This window comes from Paenibacillus sp. NMA1017 (assembly GCF_058895805.1).
Window position 1 is genome coordinate 73,126 of sequence record NZ_JBZXYR010000012.1, and the last position, 23,372, is coordinate 96,497.

Genomic DNA, 23,372 nt, shown 5'->3' on the forward strand with positions numbered 1-23,372 from the left:
TGTAGTACATTCATCATACTATAGTTCATAGTCTTGGTGCACGGGGACAGGTAGAATAGAGCTATATAAGTTTAATGTAGATAGAGAAGCAAAATGGAATAGAAACCATACAGTAAAGACATTCAGGAGGATGACATTACTATGCTTAAAACGAAAATTATTTGTACTATGGGACCTGCCTGTGACTCCATTCATTTGTTAAAAGAAATGATCCAGGCTGGTATGACTGTAGCCCGCTTGAATATGGCTCACGGTGAGCTGGAAGATCACGTTAAACGTATTGAAAATGTGCGTCAGGCTGCGAAGGAAATGAATACCTTTATACCTGTCATGATGGATATTAAAGGACCGGAAATACGGATTGGCAAGCTGAGAGAGGCATCTTGTCTGCTGAAACCAGGTAGCCAGCTCATTCTGACCACAGAAGAGATTCTAGGGGACGAGCATCGTATTTCAGTGAATTACCCGGATATGCCAAAGGACATCAAACCAGGCGACCGCATTCTCATTGACGACGGTTTAGTTGATCTGACTGTAACCTCCATCGAAGGTACAGAAATGATTTGTAATATTGTAAGCGGCGGTATTTTGAAGCCGAGAAAAGGTGTAAACCTGCCAGGGATTCATACAACCCTTCCAGGCGTGACGGAGCGAGATGTGAGGCACATCCAATTTGGGGTAGAGCAGCGCGTTGAGCTTATTGCGGCTTCTTTTGTGCGTAAAGGCGACGATATCCGTGAAATCCGTGAAATTTTGAAGGGACATCATGCTGAGCATGTACAAATTTATTCCAAAATTGAAAATGCTGAAGGCATGGAAAACTTGGATGATATTATCGAAGCTTCCGATGGCATTATGGTAGCCCGTGGCGATCTGGGCGTCGAAGTGCCGATTCAAGATGTGCCTGTGATGCAAAAAGAAATGATCGACAAGTGTAATCTGGTCGGCAAGCCTGTTATTGTAGCTACCCACATGCTGGAATCCATGCAGGTGAACCCGCGTCCGACGAGAGCCGAAGTTAGTGACGTGTTTAATGCCGTTATGCAAGGAGCAGACGTTGTTATGCTGTCGGGCGAATCTGCTGCAGGTAAATATCCTGTCGAGTCCGTACGGACCATGGCCGCTGTAGCTGCCAGAGCGGAATCGCAATTCGATTATCAGGAGCAGTTCGATAAGCGCAGAGCGCGTCAAAGCACCAACATTACCGAAGTGATTAGTCAGGGTGCGGTAAGTTCGTCCCTGGAGCTGGATGCCAAAGCGATTATTACGTCGACTGCCAGCGGATTCACGGCACGTATGGTATCCAAATATCGTCCGAAGGCACCTATTATTGCGGTTACTCCGAATAATACGGTATTCGCTAAAATATGTCTGTTGTCCGGTGTATTTCCGGTCAAAGGGGATAAAGTAGCAACAACGGATGAAATGTTCGAATCCTCCATTCGTAACGCCCTGAATGCAGGATATATCCATAAAGGGGACACTGTAGTCCTGTCGGCAGGTGTTCCAGTCGCTGAGGCGGGCACTACGAACTTGATCCGAGTATATCAAGTGTAAGTTAAAACAAAATATAGACAGCAAAAAGGCGCTCATCCCATCGGGGAGCGCCTTTTTGACGTGAATTCGGAAGCACCTCTGAGGGTGTCATGGACTACGGCGTATAGCGGGCCACGTGTATCACTGACTTACAGCCCGAACACACTTTTAGCAACGACCTGTGTCAATTCTGCCTTATGGGCTTGGTATTGCTCAGGCGTAATGCTCTTATTGGCCAGTCGTTGATCCAACTGCTCTGTTAACTGAGCTACCTGTAAATCAACGACAGCCTGTGCGTCCTGTTTATTGGATTGTGCAATATCTGCCAAGGTTTGACCGTTATATAACGCATCATACAATTGCTCATCCGAGGATATGCCCAATGTATCCAGCAGCTCATCATCCTTGGATGCTTCATTATCCTGTACCTGAGGGGCTCTCTCTGGAGCCAGTGTAGCAGCATTAGCCCGACTTCCCCAAGTAGAAGACTGCCCAATAGACAACGCTAGCAACAGTGTACAGATGACCAACATTCGTTTTCGGTTCATAAGTGTAAAATCTCCTTTGTGTTTCATTCAATTTCTGACAGAGTGGAGCCTTATATGGATATCCAACGGGAGTAATGTTTATGCCTTTAGCCGATCCGGCTTATGTAGTTACCAGATTCTAATATACATCATACACACCCAATCTTAGCGCCAGCTTAATACTCGTTTAAAATAAACTAAAAGAGGAGAATGTAAACAGGTAACGCCAAAAAAAATTCACGGGTGACGAATAATGGATGTGATCTACTCTTTGGATTCTGCCCTTTTCTTTGACCACATTGTTCGTATTCCATGAATACAGAGCAACAGTAAGGGGAACAACAACCCGATGGATAGTGCATAAGGAACCCACGTCTTTGTATCATAGGTTTGTTGGTAAGGGACATTGGGATACACGATGATGGACAGGATGACTAAAATCATCCCGAGAGGAAGCACCAATTGCCGGTCTTTTTTCAAACGGAAGATTTGGGCTATTGCTGTCACCGTGGTGTGCATATACAGCGTAATTCTAAAAAAGAGCGAAATAAACCACATAGTAGCCATGATTGCTTCGATGCGCTGTAGAAAATTGCCAATGCTAATTTTTTTGGCTAACGCATAGCTAGGATATAGATTTCTTGCCGTTAAGTCAGGACCTAATACCAAAATTGCCAATGCAACCACTACGACCAACATCAATCCGCCAATCACGCTGCCTATGAAAAAAGCTTTACGGGTTTGATCGGAACGATTTATAGAAGCCGGGAAGATCATGAGCAAAATAATATGAGGTATAAACACAGTGCTACAAAAGGACAGGGCAGCAGGCCAAATAGGTCCAACTCCCGCCTCCAATACAGGTTGAGCATTTTCCAGCTTAATATCGGACACCACTAAACCTACAAAAGAAATATAAAGCAGAGTAAATAACGGAAATAGCAGTTCAGCCGAACGGACCAGCACTTCGAGACCTAGTCGAGCAGCCAAAACTACAATAAGCGCAAAGAGAATATTTACCGCTAGAATCGGTGTTTCTGGTATCATTTGAGTAGTCATAAAATTCCCTATATAAAATAAAACGGGTGCAGGGGCATTGATGAATAGTGTGATGAAAAACAGAAGACCGGCGGCTTTGCCTAACCATTTTCCGAACAGGGTTTCCATAATCCCAATCAGGGTCATCTCTGGATACAGAGCTGCAATCTTGCTGTACAAATACAGGATTAGGAGCCCTGCCCCAACTCCAACGAGCGCGGCAATCCACGCATCTTGTTTGGCTACCGATGCCATGCCTGAAGGGACGATGAGGATTGCACTCCCGATCGTAAATAAAGTTGTTAATATCATAATTTGGCGTGCTGAAATTTTAATCTGTCCGGGCACCAATGTTCACCTCGTCTTATCTGATTAGACCCATATAGGTCAGGAAATCGCTAAATGGCCTATATACGGCTGTTATCCAATCCAGAGGAGTGGGAATAAGCCAGTGTAATGCCTTGGCGCAGCTGATTCCAACCGCAACAAAGAGAAGGATGGAAAATAACCAAAGTTCTTTTTTTAAGCCCTTTTTCCACATGTAGGGGACCTCGACCAAGCTGATTGCAGCAGCGATCAGTAATATACCCAAAACGTTCACCATATGAGACAGCATCTTGGAAAACACCTTCTTTTGTAGGGTAAGGGATTTTACTCCTTAATATCATTCAAAAATGAGCTGCCAATCGTACCTAAGCGCCGAATCTTGAAATCCACCTTGATATGTACAGGTAATTCTGTAAAGTATTCATAATCCCAATTTTTTTTAATGGATTTCCAGGTTCTCGGGTCAGCACGGTGAATGGCTTCACCGAATCCGAAAATATCAGCTTTGTATGATTTTTGAGCTTTTCTGACAGCCAAGTTCATAATCTCTTCTATCTTTTCTTCCTCTTTGTTCTCAAGGTCATAAATCGTCCCCACCTGGGTCAGATCCAGGTCATAACATTCAACTTCTCCCACGTTGGCCTCAACCTGCATTTTAATATTGATTTGAGGCTCCCCCCTATAAACGTTCCCTTTTATAGCAGTTTGGGTTCGAATGATTTCCGAGACAACTTTGCCACCTCCGGGGCAAGCCACAAAGCCGACAGAGCTCTTCACTTTGCCGAGGATGAAGTTGTAGCCTCTACTTTCAGTTTCATTTAACCAACCGATTAATCGGTCTTTTCTAAATACAGCAAGTCCGGAATACTGTAATCGGGCGGGTGGGGCGATCTCTTGCACATTGCCGCTGGTTTCTCCCATTTCTTTATTGCCAACGATCCGGAGTCCTGTCAAGACAGGCTGCATTCCTTCACTGGTGAGTGCTGATACCAATTCATCTAAAGTTACTGTCGTAGTGGGCGACCAGTTTTTCTGTGATGTTTCCAGAGAGGAGAAAAGGTCATTTGCGGGAATCGGATCTAAAGGTGTCATAATTTTCAATGTATCCTCCGCACTAGTACCCTTGGACACTACAATATAAAAATCGGTTCGGAACTGATGATATCGGGAGAGTAAATCTAAAGCTTTCGCCATTCCTTCGGTGGCCATCGACTCACCGATTACACATATACGCAGATGAGAAAAATACATTCTCCGGGGGCTAATCGTTGTTATTTTTCGGATCGCTTCAAATATGGTATCCGCTTCTTCTGTATACAAGGTGGCTGGAGCACCGCCGCCTGCTCCTTTTTTGGCCGATGCTTTTCCAGGGTCCACCACTTGGAGAGAGACCCGGTATTGATCTCCTTGTTTATCAATCCCCATACCAACGGCGATGGCAAGCTCATTCAACTCCCTGCGATTCCAACAGCCCGTCAGAAGTAAAACGAGTGCAAGAATCAGGAACAGAATCGCTTTCTTCCGCTTCATGATTATCCACTCCTTTCCGACTGTTTCTCTTTTCTTCTATTCCCGTGATTTTCGAGGCGGAGTGCTGTTTCGACGTTTGACATTCTTCTGATCGACTAACCGGGGACGTGAAATCATCATCCAGTGAGGGAGTCGAAATATCGTATCTTTGGTGTCCGTCGGTATTAGAGGTGCAAAAGGAGTCATATAGGGAACGCCAAACGAACGAAGGCTGCACATATGCAGGATCAGGGCAATGCCTCCAACGATAATCCCGAACAGCCCAAAGGAAGCGGCAAGTCCCATCAAGGGGAACCGCAGCATACGAAAAGCGATGGACATATTATAGGCAGGAAGTACAAAGCTGGAAATCGCGGTAATTGATACGACAATAACCATCGCAGCCGATATGATGCCCGCCTCGACGGCGGCTTGTCCGATGACGAGTGTGCCCACGATAGAGACGGCTGCCCCGATGTACTTCGGCATACGAACGCCAGCTTCTCGCAATATTTCAAAAGTCAGTTCCATCATGAGTGCTTCAATAAAGGCGGGGAAGGGAACGGCCTCCCGCTGTGCTGCCAGACCGATCAGTAGTGAGGTCGGGAGCATTTCCTGATGAAACGTAGTGATGGCAACATATAAGGACGGACCGAGCAGGGAGATAAAAACTCCGGTGTAACGAAGGACCCGAATGAAGCTGCTAATGTCTGCACGCTGATAATAATCCTCCGCCGCGTGCAGGAAGGAAACAAACAGCGCAGGCACGACAAGCACAAACGGGGTTCCATCCACCAGGATCGCGATTTTCCCTTCCAACAGCTCGGCGGCGATGACGTCTGGACGTTCAGAGTTGTATACTGTCGGAAAAGGGGTAAAAGTTTCGTCTTGGATTAATTCCTCGATATACCCGCTTTCGAGAATGCCGTCCACATCAATGCGATTTAATCGTTCATGCACTTCCTCGACCAATTTAGGGTTCGCAATCCCCTTGATATACATAACAGCGACGTCGGTCTGGGTCACACGACCGATTTGTTGGGTCTCCAGCCATAAATTCGGATCTTTAATCTTACGCCGAATTAAGGCCGTGTTTGTGCGCAGTGTCTCAGAAAATCCTTCCTGCGGCCCACGGACGACATTTTCCGAGGCAGGCTCCGTGACCCCGCGATCCTTCCATCCACGTGCGCTGGCGGCTATACCCAGCGTCTCTCCGTCAATCAAAATGATGGCATCCCCGGACAAGAGCGCTTGATATAAGTTTTCAAAATCGGTAATCTCCCTAATGCCTCCGATGGTTAGAGCGTAATCTTTTAATATTTGCATGACACTAGAGGAGTTCTGGATTCTGCACTCCACTTTCCTGGACAAGCTGCTATCCAGCATCATCGACTCCATGATGAAGTCGGAGACTATGTTTTTGTCCACTAAACCGTCGGTATAGAGGATCGCAATGATCTGGTCACCATCCTTGCCGATACGAATTTCTCTTATGACGATGTCGGTGCTGTTGCCGAGTGCTTGTCTGATCTGCTGAAGATTGGTTCCGATATTTGCACTGAGCTGTTCTCCGGTAGGTTCAGGTTTACTCTCGCTGTGCTGGATGGGCATCTTTTTAAATTTGTTAAGGGGGGTTCTTTTCCGAAAACGCATGAACGTTCTCCCTCTCCTTGAGGATACTTTTTATTCCAGTATGGACGCAGGGGTCTCCAGATAAACTTATTGCTGGAATTTCGACGGGGAGTAGCGGATATGAAAAAACCTCCTTCACAAAAGTGAAGGAGGTTTTTAGACAACTACAACCATTACAGTTTAGGGTTTTTCCCATATTTATTGTCGTTAGGCTGACTGTCTTGGCATGTGAATACAATCAAAATAATTGACCCTACCAGAGGAATCAGAGCGATTAGAATCCACCATCCGCTTCTGCCTGTATCATGCAGTCTACGGGCCAGGACGGCCAAGGATGGCAGCAGGACAGCCAAAGAATAAATGTAAGTCAATATCGGAGTTAGGCCGAAGAGACTATCGATCAGACTGATTACAAAGCTAACGATTACACTAAATAGGATAAACATCCAATACTCTGTACGTCTTGCTCTACCTTGAAATCCTACATAGTTTTTTAATGCATTTAAATACCATTGCATATATTTTCACCTCCCCATAAAATTTAAAGGTTTGTTTTACAGTAATCGTAAAATCATTCTTTTTAGGTATATCGGCAGATAACACATAAAATTTAACTTGTAAAATTATAACTTTAAACTAGGAATTTAAGCAACACATTTATTAATGTTAATAATTCGATGAATAATTTATAAAAATATAAAATTGAATATTGAATTTTCCATATCTATTGAATAATATAGAGGTACGGTCAACCGTCAGGTTTGAATCGGCCTTCTTAACAGAAGGTGATTTTATTTTTCAAATCAATTGAAAGCGCTTTAGTTATGAATGGGAGGGATGAGCAACATTAAACTCGAGGCTGAAGAAGTTAATACAAACATAATCCTGACTGCTTTCTCAATATTGTTTTATGTTATCAGGATGTTCAAAACGAGAGGAGATTGATTTATGAAGCAAACATTCGTTCGTAAAGTAACGGCAGCTTCACTCGCAGGTGCGCTGTTGTTGCCTGCTTCTTTGGTAGGCGCCGAGCAAACACTTAATTCAGATACAGATGGAATTCAAAACGCAGGGCAAATTTCCCTACAAACTCAAGACCTAGAAAACTTTTCAATTCAAAGTAAAAAGGCTGTCTCTTTCAAGGAGACTTCGGTACATGATCCATCCATCTTGAAAGTGAAAGACACATTTTACATTTTTGGCTCACATCTGGCGGCTGCCAAGTCCAAAGACCTCATGAATTGGGATACGATTGCTACAGGAGTGGCGAATGGTAATGCATTGATTCCTAACGTCAAAGAAGAATTAAAGGAAGCACTGGATTGGGCGCAGACGGACACGCTGTGGGCAGCTGATGTCATTCAACTGGCAGATGGCAAGTTCTATATGTATTATAACGCTTGCAAGGGTGACTCACCGCGTTCCGCAATGGGCCTAGCAGTTGCGGATAAAATTGAAGGGCCTTATAAGAATAAAGGAATTTTTCTAAAATCGGGCATGTGGGACCAACCGAGTGAGGATGGAACGATCTATGACGCAACCAAGCATCCGAATGCCGTGGACCCGGACACCTTTTATGATAAGAACGGCAAGCTGTGGATGGTATATGGCTCCTACTCAGGAGGCATCTTCATTATGCAGATGGATGAAAAAACAGGGAAGCCGCTCCCTGGTCAAGGCTACGGGAAAAAGCTGACAGGCGGTAACCATGCTCGTATGGAAGGGCCGTACATACAATACAGTCCGCAAACGGACTACTATTACTTGTTCCTGTCCTATGGTGGATTGTCAGCGGACGGCGGATACAACCTGCGGGTGGCTCGGTCCAAAACACCAGATGGTCCTTTCTATGATGCTGAAGGCAATGATATGATCAAGGTCAAGGCGAATCCGGACAAACCACTTTTTGATGACGCTTCCATTGAACCATACGGTGTCAAACTGATAGGTAATTACCTGATTCCAAGAGAAATTGGTGATCCGGGTACTGGACTGGGTGCAGGCTATGTGTCGCCCGGACACAACTCGGCTTATTATGATCCTAAGACGAAAAAGCATTTTGTCATTTTCCATTCCCGTTTCCCGGGGAGAGGCGAACAGTTTGAAGTACGGGTACATGAAATGTTCATGAACGCTGACGGTTGGCCTGTGGTTGCTCCTTACCGTTATTCGGGAGATGAGGATTCACTGAAAAAGCTGTCAGAAAAGGATGCCCTCGGTCAATATTCGTATGTAAATCACGGGAAGGAAATTTCGGCAAATATTAAGCAAGCCGTTAATGTCAGTCTGGATAGCGGGGGCAAACTGTCTGGTGGAGTGAACGGTACTTGGAAGTTGGGGGCAGACAATCAGCTGGAAATTACAGCAGAGGGCACGAAGTACAAAGGTGTATTCCTGCGGCACCGTGATCCAGACACAGGTGCCAAGACACTTGCTTTTACCGCGTTGTCCTCCAAGGGTGTTGCGGTATGGGGTTCGCTAAAGCCTGATCTGAAGGCCAGCAAGATTGTAGCTGCTGTGCAGAAGGATCTGAGCCTGGGCGATACGAGCAATGTTCTTTATAATCTGACGCTACCTACTCAAGCAGCACAAGATACCACTATTTCATGGGAGTCCACCCACCCGGAGAATATTTCTGTGACAGGTGAAGTATACCGTCCAGAAGCCGGTTCTCAGCCTGTAACAGTTACATTGACGGCAACTATCAAAAAGGACAAAGCCACCGCTAAGAAAAGCTTTACAGCTATTGTTCCCGGGCAGGCCCAAGGTCCTCAGCTCGCACGCTATTCGTGGAGTGAGGATCAAGGAACTACGGTTGTCGACAGCACATACAATCAATTTGATGGTAAGACCTATGGTGGTGCTGCGTGGGATAAAGACGGGAAGCTTGGCGGTGCGCTTGTCCTAAACGGTAAGGATGGTTACGCGCAACTACCAAATACAGTAACAGATGCGAAGGATTTTACCTTTTCCGCTTGGGTGAACTGGAAGGGCGGTGCAGCTTGGCAACGGATTTTTGACTTCGGCAACGGCCAAGCCCGGCATATGTTTCTTACCCCTTCCCAAGGTAGCGGTGTACTCCAGTTTACAATCCATGAGGGTACGGATCAAAGCTTGCTTTCCAAATCATCATTACCGCTAAACCAGTGGACGCATGTAGCGGTTACACTCGAAGGGAATACAGGGAAATTGTATGTAAATGGTGAGGAAGTAGCTGTTAATGACGGTATTACCTTTAATCCCAATGAGTTGCTGACGAGCGAGGCTTATCTCGGCAAAAGCCGCTTTGCCGCCGATGCTTACTTCAATGGCAGCCTGGATGAAGTTCAATTGTATAACAAAGCGCTGACAGCAGAGGAAATTAAAGCACTGGCAGAATTGTAGTTCAAAATAAGCAAATAAACGCAGGAGATGGGCTTTTATTAAGAAGTTCGTCTCCTGCGCAATGTTTTGTATATTTATTTCTTGATTGCTGGTATAATAGGAAGCAACTGCGGATATAATGTTTTAAGTAGGCGTTAATGACTCACTTCCGCCGAATGAACACAGCTTTGAAGCAGCAATAGAGAACATGAGCACTCTGCATAAATTAAATTCACCAGTGCTTGCGTTTTCAATACACTTATGGTAATATGAGTATATTGAGATTGTGACCTGAGATTCGCATATTGTAGAGGGCTATTGTTTTAGGTTGAAATAACCTTGTGCAATATGTGAATTTTTATTTGTAAAAAATAAAGGTCATATAAATACATTTTGGAGGTAATTCCATGCAAACAGGTACAGTTAAATGGTTTAACGCAGAAAAAGGTTTCGGTTTCATCGAGGTTGAAGGTGGAAGCGACGTATTCGTACATTTCTCCGCAATCCAAGGCGAAGGTTTCAAATCTTTGGACGAAGGCCAACGCGTAGAATTCAACGTAGTTGAAGGAAACCGTGGACCACAAGCTGAGAACGTTGTAAAACTGTAATTTTAAATTACAGCCTACTTCAGATGCCCCGAACATAGCGTTTGGGGCATTTGTTTTTATCTGTTCATAAGACCGTTTTTGAACTGATTACATCTTATCGCTTTATAAATCATGAAGAAAGAGGGATGTTTATGTACAATTCACGGAAAAAGCCAATGGATGAGATTCCTGAGGAAATTACTACTGTCTGGAATTGCGCCAGCGATACATGTAACGGCTGGATGCGGGATAACTTCGCTTTTTCTGTCGAGCCGACATGCCCCATTTGCGGTTCTGCCATGGTGAAGGGCGAGAAAAAGCTGGCTGTGTTAAATAATACGAGCTTCAACCATACCAAACAATCCTAAGCGGATAAATGTTTGTAGTGAAAGATGCCCCATAGCCATTAACGGCGCTGAGGCGTCTTTTTTGTTTTTTATAAATATAAATTATACATAAGGATGAACAGGTTTTCAATTATGTGTGGAGGGTGGGGCTAGTATGCTCAGTAAGATAGAGTTAAATTCGGGTAGCGCTTCGTAAAACACACCGTGGCCGCTTCGTTCGAAAGGAATAAGTCTTGATCCGGCGATTCCTTTTTGAGTTTGGACAGCCAGGGGGAAAGGACAGACCCGATCCAGCTTGCCGTGTAGAATCCAGGTGGGCACGTGTATACATGGCAAATCAGGGCGCAAATCAGAGTCACGTAGTGAGTACAAAGTACAAGCCATGCTATGAACTGTTGCCGCAAAGCCCTGGTCACGTAACCAGTCGCGTAAACTCTGGCTGACGGGATTAGCAAACAACATTTCGCCAAAAGAAGTTACCAGTTGTGGACGATCTGTATAGGCTTGTTTGATGAGTTTATCTACCTCTGTGACAGGAGTACCATAAGGAAAGTCGCTGGTTGGGGTGAATCGAGGCGTAGCTGCTCCGATCAAGATCAACTGATTGACGCCAAATCCCCGGTGCCTGCTCATGTAGCGTGTAACCACAGCTCCCCCCATGGAAAAACCGATCAGCCGTACCTGGTTTAACTGAAGTGCCTGCATCACAGCCAGCAGATCGTCTGCCAATCGATCATAATTGTATCCATGCCATGGTCGATCAGATTTGCCGAACCCCCTAAGGTCAACCTGAATACAGCGATACCCGTAAGCAGGCAACAAGGCGGACTGGTATTCGTACATTCGGTGATCCAGCGGCCAGCCGTGCACCATCAGAACAGGGATGCCTTCTCCAATATCCTCGACATACAGCTTCACGCCGCGCTCCACCTCAATATAATATCCCATCGTGTTCACCCCTTTAGAAATCACGAAATTTCGTTCTCTCTCACATATATGTAGCCAGGGCTTAGCTCATTCGAGAAAGGGATGAGACTGTCACGATATAAGCATATAGTATGGTAAAAAATGTATGTCATCCTGTATAGGGATAGGATATAATTATGGAATGAAACAGCATCGGGAGAGTGGAACAATGACACCATCAAAAACATTAAAATGGATTACAGGCGGATTGGAGCTGTTTTTAGCTATTCCCGTTTTGGGCGGGCTGCTCGTCGTAAATTCCGCGTATACTATATTGTTCTTTATGCTGATTTTCCACATTGTTACGTTGGTACTATCGGTGACGAATAGAGAGTCTTATTATGGATCTATTTTAGGGATCGTGACCTCTGTTATTGGATGGATTCCGATTGTGGGCTGGTTGATGCATTTGCTCTCAGGCATATTTTTGATGATTACCGCAGCTCAGCAGCCGCGTGATCAGTATCGCAATCGCAATCCTTATGATGATTATCGCTACTAGGGTAAGTGACTGATACGAAGATGAAAGATCCTGTTGAACAGGGTCTTTTTTTATTTATGAAATCTCCCCATGATAATGGTGTTGTAGTATTTGCCATCTGAAAGAATCTTATCGTTTTTTAATAACCCCTCGATTTCAAATCCATGTTTTTTATAGAGCTCAACGGCTTTATCATTCGTTTCCAAAACTTGTAGAGTCATTTTCTTGATGCCATTGGAGTCAGCCCAGGAAATAGACTCTTTTAAAAGATTTGTCCCGATCCCGTAACCCCAAAAGTCCTTTAGTACACATACGCCAAATTCAACTTTATGAGAGAATCTGCTCAGAACATGGCCCTCACATCTTGAAAATCCGACGATTTTATCATGAACTACTACAACTAAAAATAGGTTTCTGTTATCCTCTGTATCTGATTCAATGAGCTGTTCAAAACCGGATGTACTTATAAACGCTTCTCCCTTCTCTCTGTCTAAATTTTCAGTCTCCCCATCAATCAGCAAACGGATTTCAGACAAATTCTTCGCGTCTTGAATCATGGCAGATCTGATCGTATAACGCATTCCTTGCACCTCAAATTCCTGTTGATTTATTTTCATTACATTCTCCTTTTTATGAATTAGAGTGAAAAATGACCTCTGAATCATGTTAGTCTACCACATATTTTCTTGTTTACATGACAAATAAGCCTGTCTCCTTCTGTTGTATCGCAGCAGGGGACAGGCTTATTTCTTTATCCGTACAGGGAAGCCGGACGGAGAATTATCATACAGGAGTGGATGTGCCAAAACGGGAGCTGTAGCTATTTCTGCTTAGCGGAGGCTTTAGCTGCATTGGTTTTAGCAGGAGCCTTGGCTGCATCTCCTTGAGCAGGAGCTTTACCTGCATCCGCTTTACCGCCATCTACTGGTGGTTTGGATGTTTCACGCCATTCACCATATCTGTCATCATTTTCTTTAGATTAGAGACACGTTGGTTATATTCAGTTGCCGTTATCTTGCCGTTTTGTTTTTCCGTAGCCAGTTTCGCTTTCATATCCGAAACCATCACATCAATAACGGAATTTACACTTACGCCTTGTGCTTTGGCGATTGTAGCAAGGGATTTACTTGCTTTCAACTGTGTATCCAACTGACTGGAGGACAATTTCAATAATTTCAGGAGAGCTTTGTTCTCAGCATAGTTTCCTCCTGCGATTTTAGGGCCGTTAGCATCGCCGGGGTTACCCTTAGGTGCCTGTGCTTTGTCTGCAATGGGTGCTTTCTCAGGTGTAGTTGAAGCAGCATGGGCTGCGCTTGTGGAGTACAGTGCCCCGCCTCCTAAAAATGCCAAGGCCATCGTTCCAGCCCAAATTGCTTTCTTGGTGCTCTTCATCTTCATTTTCCACCTTTCGGTTATGGTTTGTTTGGTACGTGATACATCATAAGGGATCAACTTGAATGCTATCTGAGCGCAAGCTGAGCATTTACTGAATGAAATTTGGAGAACGAGACTAACATTTTAGTAAAATGGTACTTGTATTACGTGTATTAAGTGATATAATACACTACAGGCACGATAGATGCAGCCGATTAGGGGGAAACACCCATGGAAGAACAACGGGTTGGCTCGTTCCGATTTTTAATTGACTTTAGCCAGCCATTATATGAACAAATATTAAATCAAGTACGAAGCTCCATTGCTAAAGGGGAGATCGAAATGGGAAGCAAAATGCCATCTGTTCGTGATCTGGCACAGGAATTACGCATGAATCCGAATACCGTAATGCGGGCATATCAAGAGCTGGAGCGGGACGGATTGACTGAGAAGCGGCGCGGGTTAGGGACTTATGTTACTTCGTCCAGTGAACGGATTGCCAGCTTTCGGGAACAATTGGCTATAACGTATATAGATCAGTTTCTCGGACAGATGAGTAGCCTGGGGTTATCGTGGGAAGATGTACAGCAGTATATACGAAGCAAACAGGACGGAAATGACAAGGAAGGAGGCGATAAGGCATGACGGAGTCTGTTGTGGTTGCGAATCATCTGGTGAAGCAATACGGCAGTAAAAAAGCACTGGATCAATTAGATGTCGTCATTCCGGCAGGACGTATTGTAGGCGTGCTTGGACCCAATGGCTGTGGGAAGTCCAGCTTCTTTCGAGCGATCACTGGATTGATTCAGCCAGATGGGGGCGAGCTTCAGGTGTTGGGTCGACAGCCTGGTTGGGAAACCAACCGGGATATATCCTATCTTCCTGACCGGGCACGCTGGTACCCCAATCATACAGTTCAGCAGACGCTGGAATGGGGGAAGTCTTTTTTGCCTGGCTTCAAAATAAAAGATGCCTATAAACTTGCTGATCATATGGACGTGGAGCTGGAGTTGAAAATGGCCGGGTTGAGTCGCGGACAGGAGGCACGTGTGCTACTGATTTTATGTCTGGCGCGTGAGGTTCCGCTTATGATCCTGGATGAACCTTTTGCGGGCATTGATATTCTCTCTAGAGAAGCGATCGTAGCTGGGATTATTGATTATTTGGAGGGCCGGCAGCAATCCATACTCATTAGCACACATGATATTCAGGAAGTGGAAGGCTTGTTTGACTACACAGTCATGATGGACCGCGGACAGGTCATATGGTCTGGTGATTCGGATGATTTGCGTGCAGAGCATGGCTCGCTGAATCAGGTGTTCCGCAATTTGTACAAAAAGGAGTGGAAGGCGTGAATTCATCAGGGCTGTTCAAAGATTTAATACGCCATGAATTTCGAAATAAAGGAAGTTGGAGAAAACAAAGCCGCAATCGACTACCCAGATCGTGGAGACTTGTATATTTCTCACTATTTCCAATTGCGGCGTTCGCTATTTCCTTGTACTTCGCGCTTCACAACCAACTTGAATTGACAAGGCTGTGGTATGTCACCCTGGGCTTGCCGTACATGATCATTTTCATGGGTGTGGGAAGCTTGAGAAGAGAATGGGAAAATGACACCTACGGATGGTGGCTGACCCTTCCCTATCCACGCATGTGGCTGATTAGCGCCAAATGGATTGCTGCCATTTTACAAGCCATAGTTGTGATATTGTTGCTGTTTGTGGTGGGTTCTCTGTACGCGTTGTTCATCTCATCAACCATACAGCCTTATACGTTTGCGGATGCAGCGTCTTTTATTATAGCCGGATTGAACTGGTTTGTGATGATTATCGCTTTCACGCCGTTGGTCATTGCGCTGGGTCTATTGACGGCCAGTACCAAATACAGCACCTTGCGGCCGCTTAACCCGATACTGTGGATTCTTTTGATGGGTGGAGGAAGTGTCTTTTATTGGTCAGGCGATCAGCGGATTTATGAGCAGTTTGATCGTGTTCAGAACGGGCAGTGGTTTCCGTTTACCTGGCATTTCCCAGTTGCGGTGTTGATCAGTTGGGTTGCTGCATATGTATTAATCCGCTTGAACGCTTATTTGCTGGATAAAAAACTGTCGATTTAGGCTAGCGTATCTACATGATCTATGAGGAAGGAGTTTCACCATGACGACGATATTTATATATGTATTGGTGGCTGTTCTGGTGGGGCTGATGATCTGGCTAAGAACCAAGAGACGAAGGGGGCCGGTAAAAGGAAACGGAATCCGGATTCTGCTCCCCTTGTTTATCGCTTTCCCGCTTATGATGATGTCTGTGTACCAATTAATGCATATTCCCGGCCAAACGTACGCGCCTCCCGCCTTTTGGGAACTGTTGGTTGCCGGGCTATTAGGGGCTCTGTTTGGCTATATTATTTTGCTGCATACGGCGTATGAAAGACGGGAGGATGGTCTTATTTATCCCAAGTCGAACCAATATTTTAAGTATATTATTATCGCCATTATCTTGATTCGCGTTGTTTTGACCCAGTATCTCAGTAGCTTGGGTGCGACGGAAATTAGCATGCTGGCGATTACGATGGCGCTGGTGTATATCTCAATTTGGCGAATTGGGAGCTTTATCAAGTTTCGGAGAACGTTATCCGTATAACAATAGCAATAGGGTTAACAGCGGCTTACTATTCAAAAAGCGTTCATTCGCTTGCTGGTAGGAGCCGCTTTTTTTGAGTTTCGGCATTAGCAAGTTATCACACATTGTTATTGCTCCCCATATCCTTTATTCTAAGGTTTGTGGCTTGCATTGTAGCCGTACAAGTATAAATTTTTGAAAGGAGGGTTATTGAGGTTTCAAAAGATTTAAATGGGGTTTAAAGTTAGATAGGCGGGGAAAAGTTGCTTATTGCGATTAGGTGTAACTTTATTAGTTACATAAAAAGGAATTGTATTCATATTTTATTTTACAGGTTGAGAGGGGCTTACATTCATGAAAAAACATACGGTTACTGCTGCACTCGCTGGTTTGCTTGTTCTGTCTTCTGCTGTACCGGCTTTAGCGGCCGAGGTAAAACCTACTACGGGTATTCAGGTTTGGGTAGATGGCAAGAAGGAGGCTTACAAAATTGCACCTATCGTGAGAAATAAGCAGGTCTTAATTCCCCTGAGACAATTGGCCTCCAGTTTGGGAATTCCGTTGGATGCCAAGCATATTACATTCAATACGGCGCGACAAAGCACGACCATCCGATATGATCAGGCGACGGTTGTACTGGTGTCTGGCAGTCCGGAAGCGCAAATCAACGGGATTAAAGTGCCACTGTCCACTTCGACCATCTTGACCAAGCAAGGGGTAACTTATGTGCCGGTTGATGTCGTCAAAGAAGCGTGGGGCAAGCAAGTGATTTGGGACCCGGCCAGCCAAACGGTGCAAATCGGGGTGAGTAATAAGGATAAGGTCATTGAAATCGTGAAAAGCTTTGAAACCGGAGACACGAAAGCGGCTGAGACTTGGATCAGCAAGGATCAGTACATTCAGCACAATCTGAGCTTTGCTAGCGGAAGAGATGCGTTGCTGCAAGGGATTAGCCAGGCTAAGGGAGCCAATGTACAGGTTGAAATCCAACGTGTAATTCAGGATGGCAATGTTGTAGCGGTTCATTATAAAGAGTCCATTGCAGGGAAAACGAGCATTGTTTTTGATATTTTCCGCTTCGATAGCAATGGTAAAATTGTTGAGCATTGGGACAACATGCAGGACTCGGCTCCAGCCAATCCAAGTGGACACACCATGATTGATGGAACAACACAAATTACGGATCTCAACCAAACCGAGACCAACAAAGCGCTAATCCGCAAGTTTGTGGATGATGTCCTGGTTGGCAAAAATCGTGCTGCATTGGAAAGCTACTATAACGGTGACCATTACATTCAACATAATCCTCTTTTTGGTGACGGTGTATCCAATTTGAAACAAGCATTTTCCGCAGCGGGAAGCCAAGGAGCTTCTTTTGGATATGATCAGGTTCACATGGTCATTGGAGAAGGCAACTTTGTGCTGGTTGTGAGTGAATTGACATCGTCTAAGGGAACTTCAGCCGCTGTCTATGATCTGTTCCGGGTAGAGAACGGCAAGGTAGCGGAACATTGGGACGTAGTTCAGGAGGTTCCAGCTAAAACAGAGTGGAAAAATACAAACGGCAAGTTTTAAGAAAGTGCATTTGTGGTATGGCGTGATTGGCATGCTTTCCTAATCGTCCTGTTCCTGTTAAAATGATGCAAACTTATAACAGGAGGTTGGACGATGGAAGGCTTGAAGAAACGTGTGGGCTGCCTGCACGCGCATCACTCGAATATAGCCTATATGGATCGGGCTTTTGCTTCTTATGAGGTGGAGCTGGTACATTTTGTGGACCCAGGGCTTATACGCCGGATCTCGTCAGATCCGCATTTTTCTGCGGACGATGCGAGTCGCAAGGTAGAAGAGCAACTGAGGTGGATTGCTCAAAGCGACATAGACGTTATTTTGATAACGTGCACGAATTATATCGTTTTGGCGGAAAAGGCTCAATTGACCCTGTCTACACCAGTAATTGCGCTGGATGAGCCCTTTTTTCATGAGATATGCGATGATTTGCTGCCACGGACCTTGGTATTCACGAATCCGGCTACTGTAGAGGGAACGATGAAGCGTCTTTATCATACGGCTGCTCTGTTAGGCAAACCGGATATCTCTTCTTGGATAGAGGTTAAAGTGGTGGAGGACGCTTTTGAACTGATTATGCAGGGACGTGAAGACGAGTATAAGGAATTACTGGTTCGTTCGCTGTATGAGCTAAGGGAGGCTGATCCAAGCAGAGGACTGGCTGTAGCACAGTTGTCTATGGTTGATGCTGCGTTACAGGTGGAGCTGGAGACGGGGCAAACGATTGGTAATCCCTTACGGTCGTTGTCGAATTCAATTGAGGATTTGTTAAGTTAAATAAATATAACCAAAAGAACTTCCACCCCGTGTTCTGGGCCTGTGGAAGTTCTTTTTTTTGGAGGAGGCTGGCGAGCAGGTTACTTCTGCGTTGTTCATCACAGATTCTGTTGATCTTGGATGATGAATGCTGCGCCTGCCGATTCTCTTTGGACAAGCGTAACGTATAAACGTTCATGCTCCACGTCTTCCCCAGCAATGATTTTGAGAACTTGTTCGGCAGCTACAGCGCCCCATTTACGCTTGGAGTAGTCAATCGTTGTCAGACGGGGCTGAATATATTGCGCCAGCTCGATATTATCAAAGCCGACGATATGAATATCCTTGCCAATCGTCAGCTCTGACTGAGCCATTCGATTGTAAAAGCCCACTGCCATTTCATCATTGAGACAAAATACGGCTACAGGTTCCGAACCCGGACCAACTTGTCGCTGCAAAATGATTTCAGCCGCCTGTTCGCCGCCCGATTTCTCAAAATCGCCGTCAATTTCGATCATTTCAGCGACGCCGCTACGCTCAATGGTCTGCTTAACCGCCTGCATCCGTTGCCATGAATCGTAAGAACCTTCTGGTCCGGTAACCACATATAGCTTACGGTGTCCCAATTCCAATAAATGTTCTATGGCGAGAGCGGCGCCCGCTTTGTTATCCAGCAGCACTTGGTTAATATTGGGATGATTCAGTTCACGGTCCAACACGACAATTTTATGTCCTCGCTCGGCGTAGTTCAGTAGCTCCTGACTATCAAACGTCTGATCCAGCACAATGGCGCCGTCGATCATGCGTTCCGGCAGCATTCGGTGAGACTGCTTACCGCTGCATACGATGAGATCATAGCCCTTGCGGTTCAAAATTTCCTTGATGCCGTACAGTAAATCTCCATAAACGTCTCCGCGAAAATCAGTTAGGAAAACGCCAATAATTTTGGTCTGCCTTTTCTTGAGATTACGTGCGGCGGCATTGGGCACATAGTTAAGCTCTTTGGCAATGGCTAAAATACGTGCGCAAGTTTCTTCTGTTACCTTATCGCTACCATTCAAGGCATATGAAACGGTAGATATGGAAACGCCCGCCTGTTTGGCGATATCTTTAATGCTGACCACATCGTCACCTCCTTGTCGTCCGTCTTATCATTGCTATTGTATATTCATTATTAACCACATATCTATTCCAAATGTCTTAGTCCTACACCTAAGCAGCAAAGGGCGATCCCGCAAGATCGCCATCCCTTTGTCGCCTATACCAGATTTAGCATTACAAACTCTTTATAAAATAATTTCCAGACGGTGTACACCGTCATGTTCTGCCAAGGCTTGCTCGAAAATCTCGCGTTTGATGCGCAAGGCACCGGAGCGGTAGCGGTTATCGTCGGCTGGCTCGCTTTCCAGTGGTGTTCCATTCAATACTGCACGGCCTTGCTCACCGCCAGTATGCTCTTGCGACATACGGTAGACAAAGGTAATCGGTTTTCCTGCAAAGGAAAACTTAAATTCCAATCCGTCGAGATCGTCTGGCAGCACAGGGTCCAGGATCAGATCTTCGCCAGACTGACGAACACCAAGGACATTCGATATGAGCTGATTCATATAGATTCCCGGACCGCTGGAATAGATTCTCCAACCGCCTTTGACGGGTACGGCTCCTTCACGCAGTTCACCAAATCGTTCCTGTGCTTCATAGCGAGTATTAAATTTACCATCCGAGCTGCTGAAATAGGCGTTGCTTTGGCGCCATTCGGCATTCGGTACGGACGCACGGATGCCGACCGGATTGATGAGCTTCAGGCTGTGCCAAGCGTCATCCTTGCGTCCCAACTTGGCCATCGCTTCCGCAAAGCGGATATGGGCATGCACATATTGCAGCCCGACCTCACGTCCGAAGTTGGCCGCTTGCTCTGCGCGCTTGAAGTGCGAGCTCACACCGCCATCATACTGTGCAGGGCGGTTCATCAGACGCACGCCATCCGGGCAGAGGAACTGCTCACGGATGAGCTGCTCATGAGCCAATGCTTGCTCAGGCGTGAGCAGCTGGCTAATCATGCTGCGTGTCATCGGCAGCAAGCGGTAGTGAATTCCCGTCTCGGTGTCGGACGGATGGAGCATCAGCTTGGGTTGACCGGGCTCTTCCATATACACGAAGCCCGGAATAATTCCGCTCTCCAGCATGTAGCGGTTGAAGTCTTTACGGATGCCATTAGCCATTTGATGTAGATCTTGTGCAATCTTGTCGGCTTCGCTTACTACACCCGCGGGGGCCTGCTCCAAAGCAGCGGCAAAGTTACTGATAACTTGGTAGGTGAGTGCAACCGTCCAGCTGCTCGCCATGTATTGCTTCAGCTGTGCATTGGCTGGCTGGAGGGTATCATCCCAATCGCCGTCGCCATAGGCCGACAAATACGTATCATGCAGGAAATTCTCTCGAATATATTCGATTTCCTTCAGGGCATGTTCCATGAGAGTCGCGGTCTGCTTGGTATAATCGAAAGTATGTCGATGGGTGTAAGGTACATTTTCTTCCAGAATACTGTAATCACGGGTAGCGGTCAAATAATCGCCCAGTACCTTGAGAGGCCAGACGATAATATCCCCATGGCTTTCTTCTTGCTGCACGTGAGTATAGTTGTCAAACATAAACCATTGCGGCCAGTTTCCGCTGTCCTCGTACTGATGGCTGAAAACAGTCAGCAGAATGGAACGAACCTCATCGAACTTTTGCACAGCTGAGAAATATTCCACAGGCCCCTGACACACATCGCGTGTTCCCCAGGCTGCACCGCCGTATTGCTCCAGACCGTGAGGCACGGAATAGTGAACGAGCATATTGTGGGTGTACCACCAGGCGACTGCGTTCACACGGAATAGCTCGCTCGTTTCGTGTTGACCCAGCGACAGATGGAAACCGTTCATAAGCTCGGCAAAATATGCCCGATAGTGCTCGCGCTCATCTTCAAAGGAAGCGTGACGCTCTTTGTGCGCTGATTCTTGCCCGGCTGAAATCCCATTCAGCCAACCCTGCACGGTGCAGGTCCATTCGCTGCTGTCACCCAGCTCCAGCACGACTAGGGACGCATCAGGGGAAGCATTACCCTGTAGCAGTGCGTGAGCGTCGCTCACATGCTGCAATGGAGCGCCCTCTATGTGCAAGCGGTACAACAGGTCTGGATAGGCCTCGGCGCTCAGAGAAGCGGAGTCTGCCCGGAAGAGTAGGGCGTCACCTTCACGTTCCATATGAAACGGAAGCTCATATTCGTTCACATGCATAGACATTTGCTGAGTGATGAGGAACGGATAGGTTTTGCCGCTTGCCGCACGCATATGAAGCCGTACTTCTGGGCTATCGGCATTCGTATAGTTTGTAATAATGAATGTATCGTCAGCCGTTTTGTAATACCAGCGCACATAATTAAAGCCAATCTCGAACAGGGAAGGCATCGTGAGCAGGCGGTATTTCCCTTGGATTCCGACATAAATACGCTGACCGGATGTCTTGGGGATATTGAGCGCATTACGCGCGTTGGTAATCATTTTATTGAAATTCGTATTGCCGATCACGAGCTGAGAATTGAACACCCCGTACATATAGGAGGTGGTTGTAATGGTTTCTTCCTTACCTCCTGAGTAGTGCCCGCCCATCAAAATGTGCCCATGAGGACGCTCTACACGAAGCTCTTTGGATTTGAGTACGACATGCTCATAGCTGTCCGTGAAAAAGGAAAGTAGTTCATCGCCATCCCGTTCTTCTTCCTGCCGTTTGGGGAAAAGTTGATTCACTTCGGCATCGGTGAAGTCCAGCGTACGCAGCGGCTCACCAATGGTTTGAGCTGGGGCCACACGCCCTGCCTGAAGATCACTTGCCGCGTGTGTCGGTATGCTGGTCTCAGAAGCGTCTGCTAGAACGGCAGCTACTTCGTCGCGTGCTTTTGTCACCAGCTCTTGATACTCCAGCTTTGTCACTGCGGCTGGATGATTGGGCTGGAACAGTCCGTAAAACGTAAAGCGAGCTTCCCCGGCGAGTGTCACCCGCTCAGATTGCAACGCGGTATAGGCGAATTCGTATTGGTACACTTCATTGGCGAGCGAGTCGCGACGGAGTGCTCCCGGCTCATTCATTTCTTTGTACGAAAGTCCAAAGAACTGAAATCCGTCTGTCGAGTAACCAACAGTGCGGGTTAACGAGCCTTGTTGAATGTAGGGGAATGCCTGACTTTGAGGCTGGTTTTGACGTGAGCAAACGGTATAGCCTCTTTGTTCATCGTGGTAGACAGTGTGGTCAATATATTGAGACAAATAAGCCTCATTACTGCGCACAGCAGCGGTATCGGCAATGCCGATATCCTGACCGTACACGACATCTGCTTCCACGTCATCGCCCTGTAGGGTTACATCCCAGAACCATACTCCCAGGCGGCTTAGCGTGAAGGTCACCTGATAGCCTACACCAGCGGTGAAACCTTCCCAAATAATCTGCTGATCCGTTTGTCGGATGACTCCCGGTGAGCGAACTCCAAGCAGGGGAGTGATACTTACACCAGACGGACGGTACAATCTCAAGTACAGATTGTTCAAGGAACCGTCGACTGAATTGGTCAACAGTTGGTTGATCATCGTTGAGCCGTGGGCGATCTTATACACATCACCGCTGCTCAAGAAGGTAAAAGACAGGTCGCCGGCCCGCAGCAAAATATTTTGATCCAGACTTGTATTCATCAAAGGGAA

Annotated in this window: 20 protein-coding genes and 1 pseudogene; 11 read left to right on the forward strand and 10 right to left on the reverse strand. The window is 46.1% G+C overall.

Going from position 1 to position 23,372, the window contains the following annotated elements:
• The first annotated feature begins 141 nt into the window (after window positions 1–141).
• Complete coding sequence (gene pyk, locus AC5ELV_RS22340) at window positions 142–1,557, forward strand: pyruvate kinase (RefSeq protein WP_053324432.1); 1,416 nt, start codon at window positions 142–144, stop codon at window positions 1,555–1,557.
• A gap of 128 nt (window positions 1,558–1,685) precedes the next feature.
• Here pyk and AC5ELV_RS22345 read toward each other — a convergent pair whose 3' ends face one another.
• From AC5ELV_RS22345 to AC5ELV_RS22365, 5 genes are all read right to left on the reverse strand, one after another.
• On the reverse strand, window positions 1,686–2,084 hold the full coding sequence (locus AC5ELV_RS22345) for a hypothetical protein (RefSeq protein WP_493431930.1): 399 nt from the start codon (window positions 2,082–2,084) through the stop codon (window positions 1,686–1,688).
• Between the two features lie 243 nt (window positions 2,085–2,327).
• On the reverse strand, window positions 2,328–3,449 hold the full coding sequence (locus AC5ELV_RS22350) for a GerAB/ArcD/ProY family transporter (protein WP_493431931.1): 1,122 nt from the start codon (window positions 3,447–3,449) through the stop codon (window positions 2,328–2,330).
• A gap of 303 nt (window positions 3,450–3,752) precedes the next feature.
• Window positions 3,753–4,958, reverse strand: a complete 1,206-nt coding sequence (locus AC5ELV_RS22355) for a Ger(x)C family spore germination protein (protein WP_493431932.1) — start codon at window positions 4,956–4,958, stop codon at window positions 3,753–3,755.
• Between the two features lie 36 nt (window positions 4,959–4,994).
• Window positions 4,995–6,590, reverse strand: a complete 1,596-nt coding sequence (locus AC5ELV_RS22360) for a spore germination protein (RefSeq protein ID WP_493431933.1) — start codon at window positions 6,588–6,590, stop codon at window positions 4,995–4,997.
• A 152-nt stretch (window positions 6,591–6,742) separates the two neighbouring features.
• The gene (locus tag AC5ELV_RS22365) at window positions 6,743–7,087 is read right to left on the reverse strand and encodes a DUF805 domain-containing protein (RefSeq protein WP_307353802.1); all 345 of its coding nucleotides are present in this window, start codon (window positions 7,085–7,087) and stop codon (window positions 6,743–6,745) included.
• A 430-nt stretch (window positions 7,088–7,517) separates the two neighbouring features.
• Here AC5ELV_RS22365 and abnB point away from each other — a divergent pair, with 430 nt between their 5' ends.
• From abnB to AC5ELV_RS22380, 3 genes are all read left to right on the forward strand, one after another.
• Complete coding sequence (abnB, locus tag AC5ELV_RS22370; RefSeq protein WP_493431934.1) at window positions 7,518–9,953, forward strand: arabinan endo-1,5-alpha-L-arabinosidase AbnB; 2,436 nt, start codon at window positions 7,518–7,520, stop codon at window positions 9,951–9,953.
• A gap of 386 nt (window positions 9,954–10,339) precedes the next feature.
• Entirely contained in the window at window positions 10,340–10,540 is a 201-nt protein-coding gene (locus AC5ELV_RS22375; protein ID WP_007428290.1) for a cold-shock protein, read from the forward strand.
• A gap of 131 nt (window positions 10,541–10,671) precedes the next feature.
• Entirely contained in the window at window positions 10,672–10,887 is a 216-nt protein-coding gene (locus AC5ELV_RS22380; RefSeq protein ID WP_013308357.1) for a cold-shock protein, read from the forward strand.
• A 105-nt stretch (window positions 10,888–10,992) separates the two neighbouring features.
• Here the strand turns inward: AC5ELV_RS22380 and AC5ELV_RS22385 are convergent, their stop codons facing one another.
• A complete protein-coding gene (locus AC5ELV_RS22385; protein WP_103048453.1) occupies window positions 10,993–11,814 on the reverse strand; it encodes an alpha/beta fold hydrolase in 822 nt (273 codons plus the stop codon).
• A gap of 187 nt (window positions 11,815–12,001) precedes the next feature.
• Between AC5ELV_RS22385 and AC5ELV_RS22390 the strand changes: the two genes are divergently transcribed.
• Entirely contained in the window at window positions 12,002–12,334 is a 333-nt protein-coding gene (locus tag AC5ELV_RS22390; RefSeq protein WP_029516858.1) for a hypothetical protein, read from the forward strand.
• 50 nt (window positions 12,335–12,384) lie between these two features.
• Here the strand turns inward: AC5ELV_RS22390 and AC5ELV_RS22395 are convergent, their stop codons facing one another.
• Entirely contained in the window at window positions 12,385–12,930 is a 546-nt protein-coding gene (locus tag AC5ELV_RS22395) for a GNAT family N-acetyltransferase (protein ID WP_493431935.1), read from the reverse strand.
• Between the two features lie 203 nt (window positions 12,931–13,133).
• Window positions 13,134–13,705 (reverse strand): annotated as a pseudogene (locus tag AC5ELV_RS22400) (hypothetical protein).
• Between the two features lie 213 nt (window positions 13,706–13,918).
• Between AC5ELV_RS22400 and AC5ELV_RS22405 the strand changes: the two are divergent.
• The 6 genes from AC5ELV_RS22405 to AC5ELV_RS22430 all read left to right on the forward strand — a co-directional run bounded on the left by AC5ELV_RS22405 (window position 13,919) and on the right by AC5ELV_RS22430 (window position 18,657).
• Window positions 13,919–14,332 carry a GntR family transcriptional regulator gene (locus AC5ELV_RS22405; protein ID WP_235306978.1) on the forward strand — a complete coding sequence of 138 codons (414 nt, stop codon included), beginning with the start codon at window positions 13,919–13,921 and terminating at the stop codon, window positions 14,330–14,332.
• A complete protein-coding gene (locus tag AC5ELV_RS22410; RefSeq protein WP_493431936.1) occupies window positions 14,329–15,042 on the forward strand; it encodes an ABC transporter ATP-binding protein in 714 nt (237 codons plus the stop codon). Before AC5ELV_RS22405 ends, AC5ELV_RS22410 begins: the two co-directional genes overlap by 4 nt.
• Window positions 15,039–15,806, forward strand: a complete 768-nt coding sequence (locus AC5ELV_RS22415) for an ABC transporter permease subunit (RefSeq protein WP_493431937.1) — start codon at window positions 15,039–15,041, stop codon at window positions 15,804–15,806. The genes AC5ELV_RS22410 and AC5ELV_RS22415 overlap by 4 nt, the downstream gene beginning before the upstream one ends.
• Window positions 15,807–15,846: 40 nt before the next feature.
• Window positions 15,847–16,332 carry a CcdC protein domain-containing protein gene (locus AC5ELV_RS22420; protein WP_493431938.1) on the forward strand — a complete coding sequence of 162 codons (486 nt, stop codon included), beginning with the start codon at window positions 15,847–15,849 and terminating at the stop codon, window positions 16,330–16,332.
• 333 nt (window positions 16,333–16,665) lie between these two features.
• Complete coding sequence (locus AC5ELV_RS22425) at window positions 16,666–17,886, forward strand: stalk domain-containing protein (protein ID WP_493431939.1); 1,221 nt, start codon at window positions 16,666–16,668, stop codon at window positions 17,884–17,886.
• Between the two features lie 93 nt (window positions 17,887–17,979).
• The gene (locus tag AC5ELV_RS22430; protein ID WP_493431940.1) at window positions 17,980–18,657 is read left to right on the forward strand and encodes a hypothetical protein; all 678 of its coding nucleotides are present in this window, start codon (window positions 17,980–17,982) and stop codon (window positions 18,655–18,657) included.
• Between the two features lie 98 nt (window positions 18,658–18,755).
• Here AC5ELV_RS22430 and AC5ELV_RS22435 read toward each other — a convergent pair whose 3' ends face one another.
• Both AC5ELV_RS22435 and AC5ELV_RS22440 read right to left on the reverse strand, forming a co-directional pair.
• On the reverse strand, window positions 18,756–19,760 hold the full coding sequence (locus tag AC5ELV_RS22435; protein ID WP_493431941.1) for a LacI family DNA-binding transcriptional regulator: 1,005 nt from the start codon (window positions 19,758–19,760) through the stop codon (window positions 18,756–18,758).
• Between the two features lie 162 nt (window positions 19,761–19,922).
• The gene (locus AC5ELV_RS22440) at window positions 19,923–23,363 is read right to left on the reverse strand and encodes a GH36-type glycosyl hydrolase domain-containing protein (RefSeq protein WP_493431971.1); all 3,441 of its coding nucleotides are present in this window, start codon (window positions 23,361–23,363) and stop codon (window positions 19,923–19,925) included.
• Window positions 23,364–23,372: the final 9 nt, after the last annotated feature.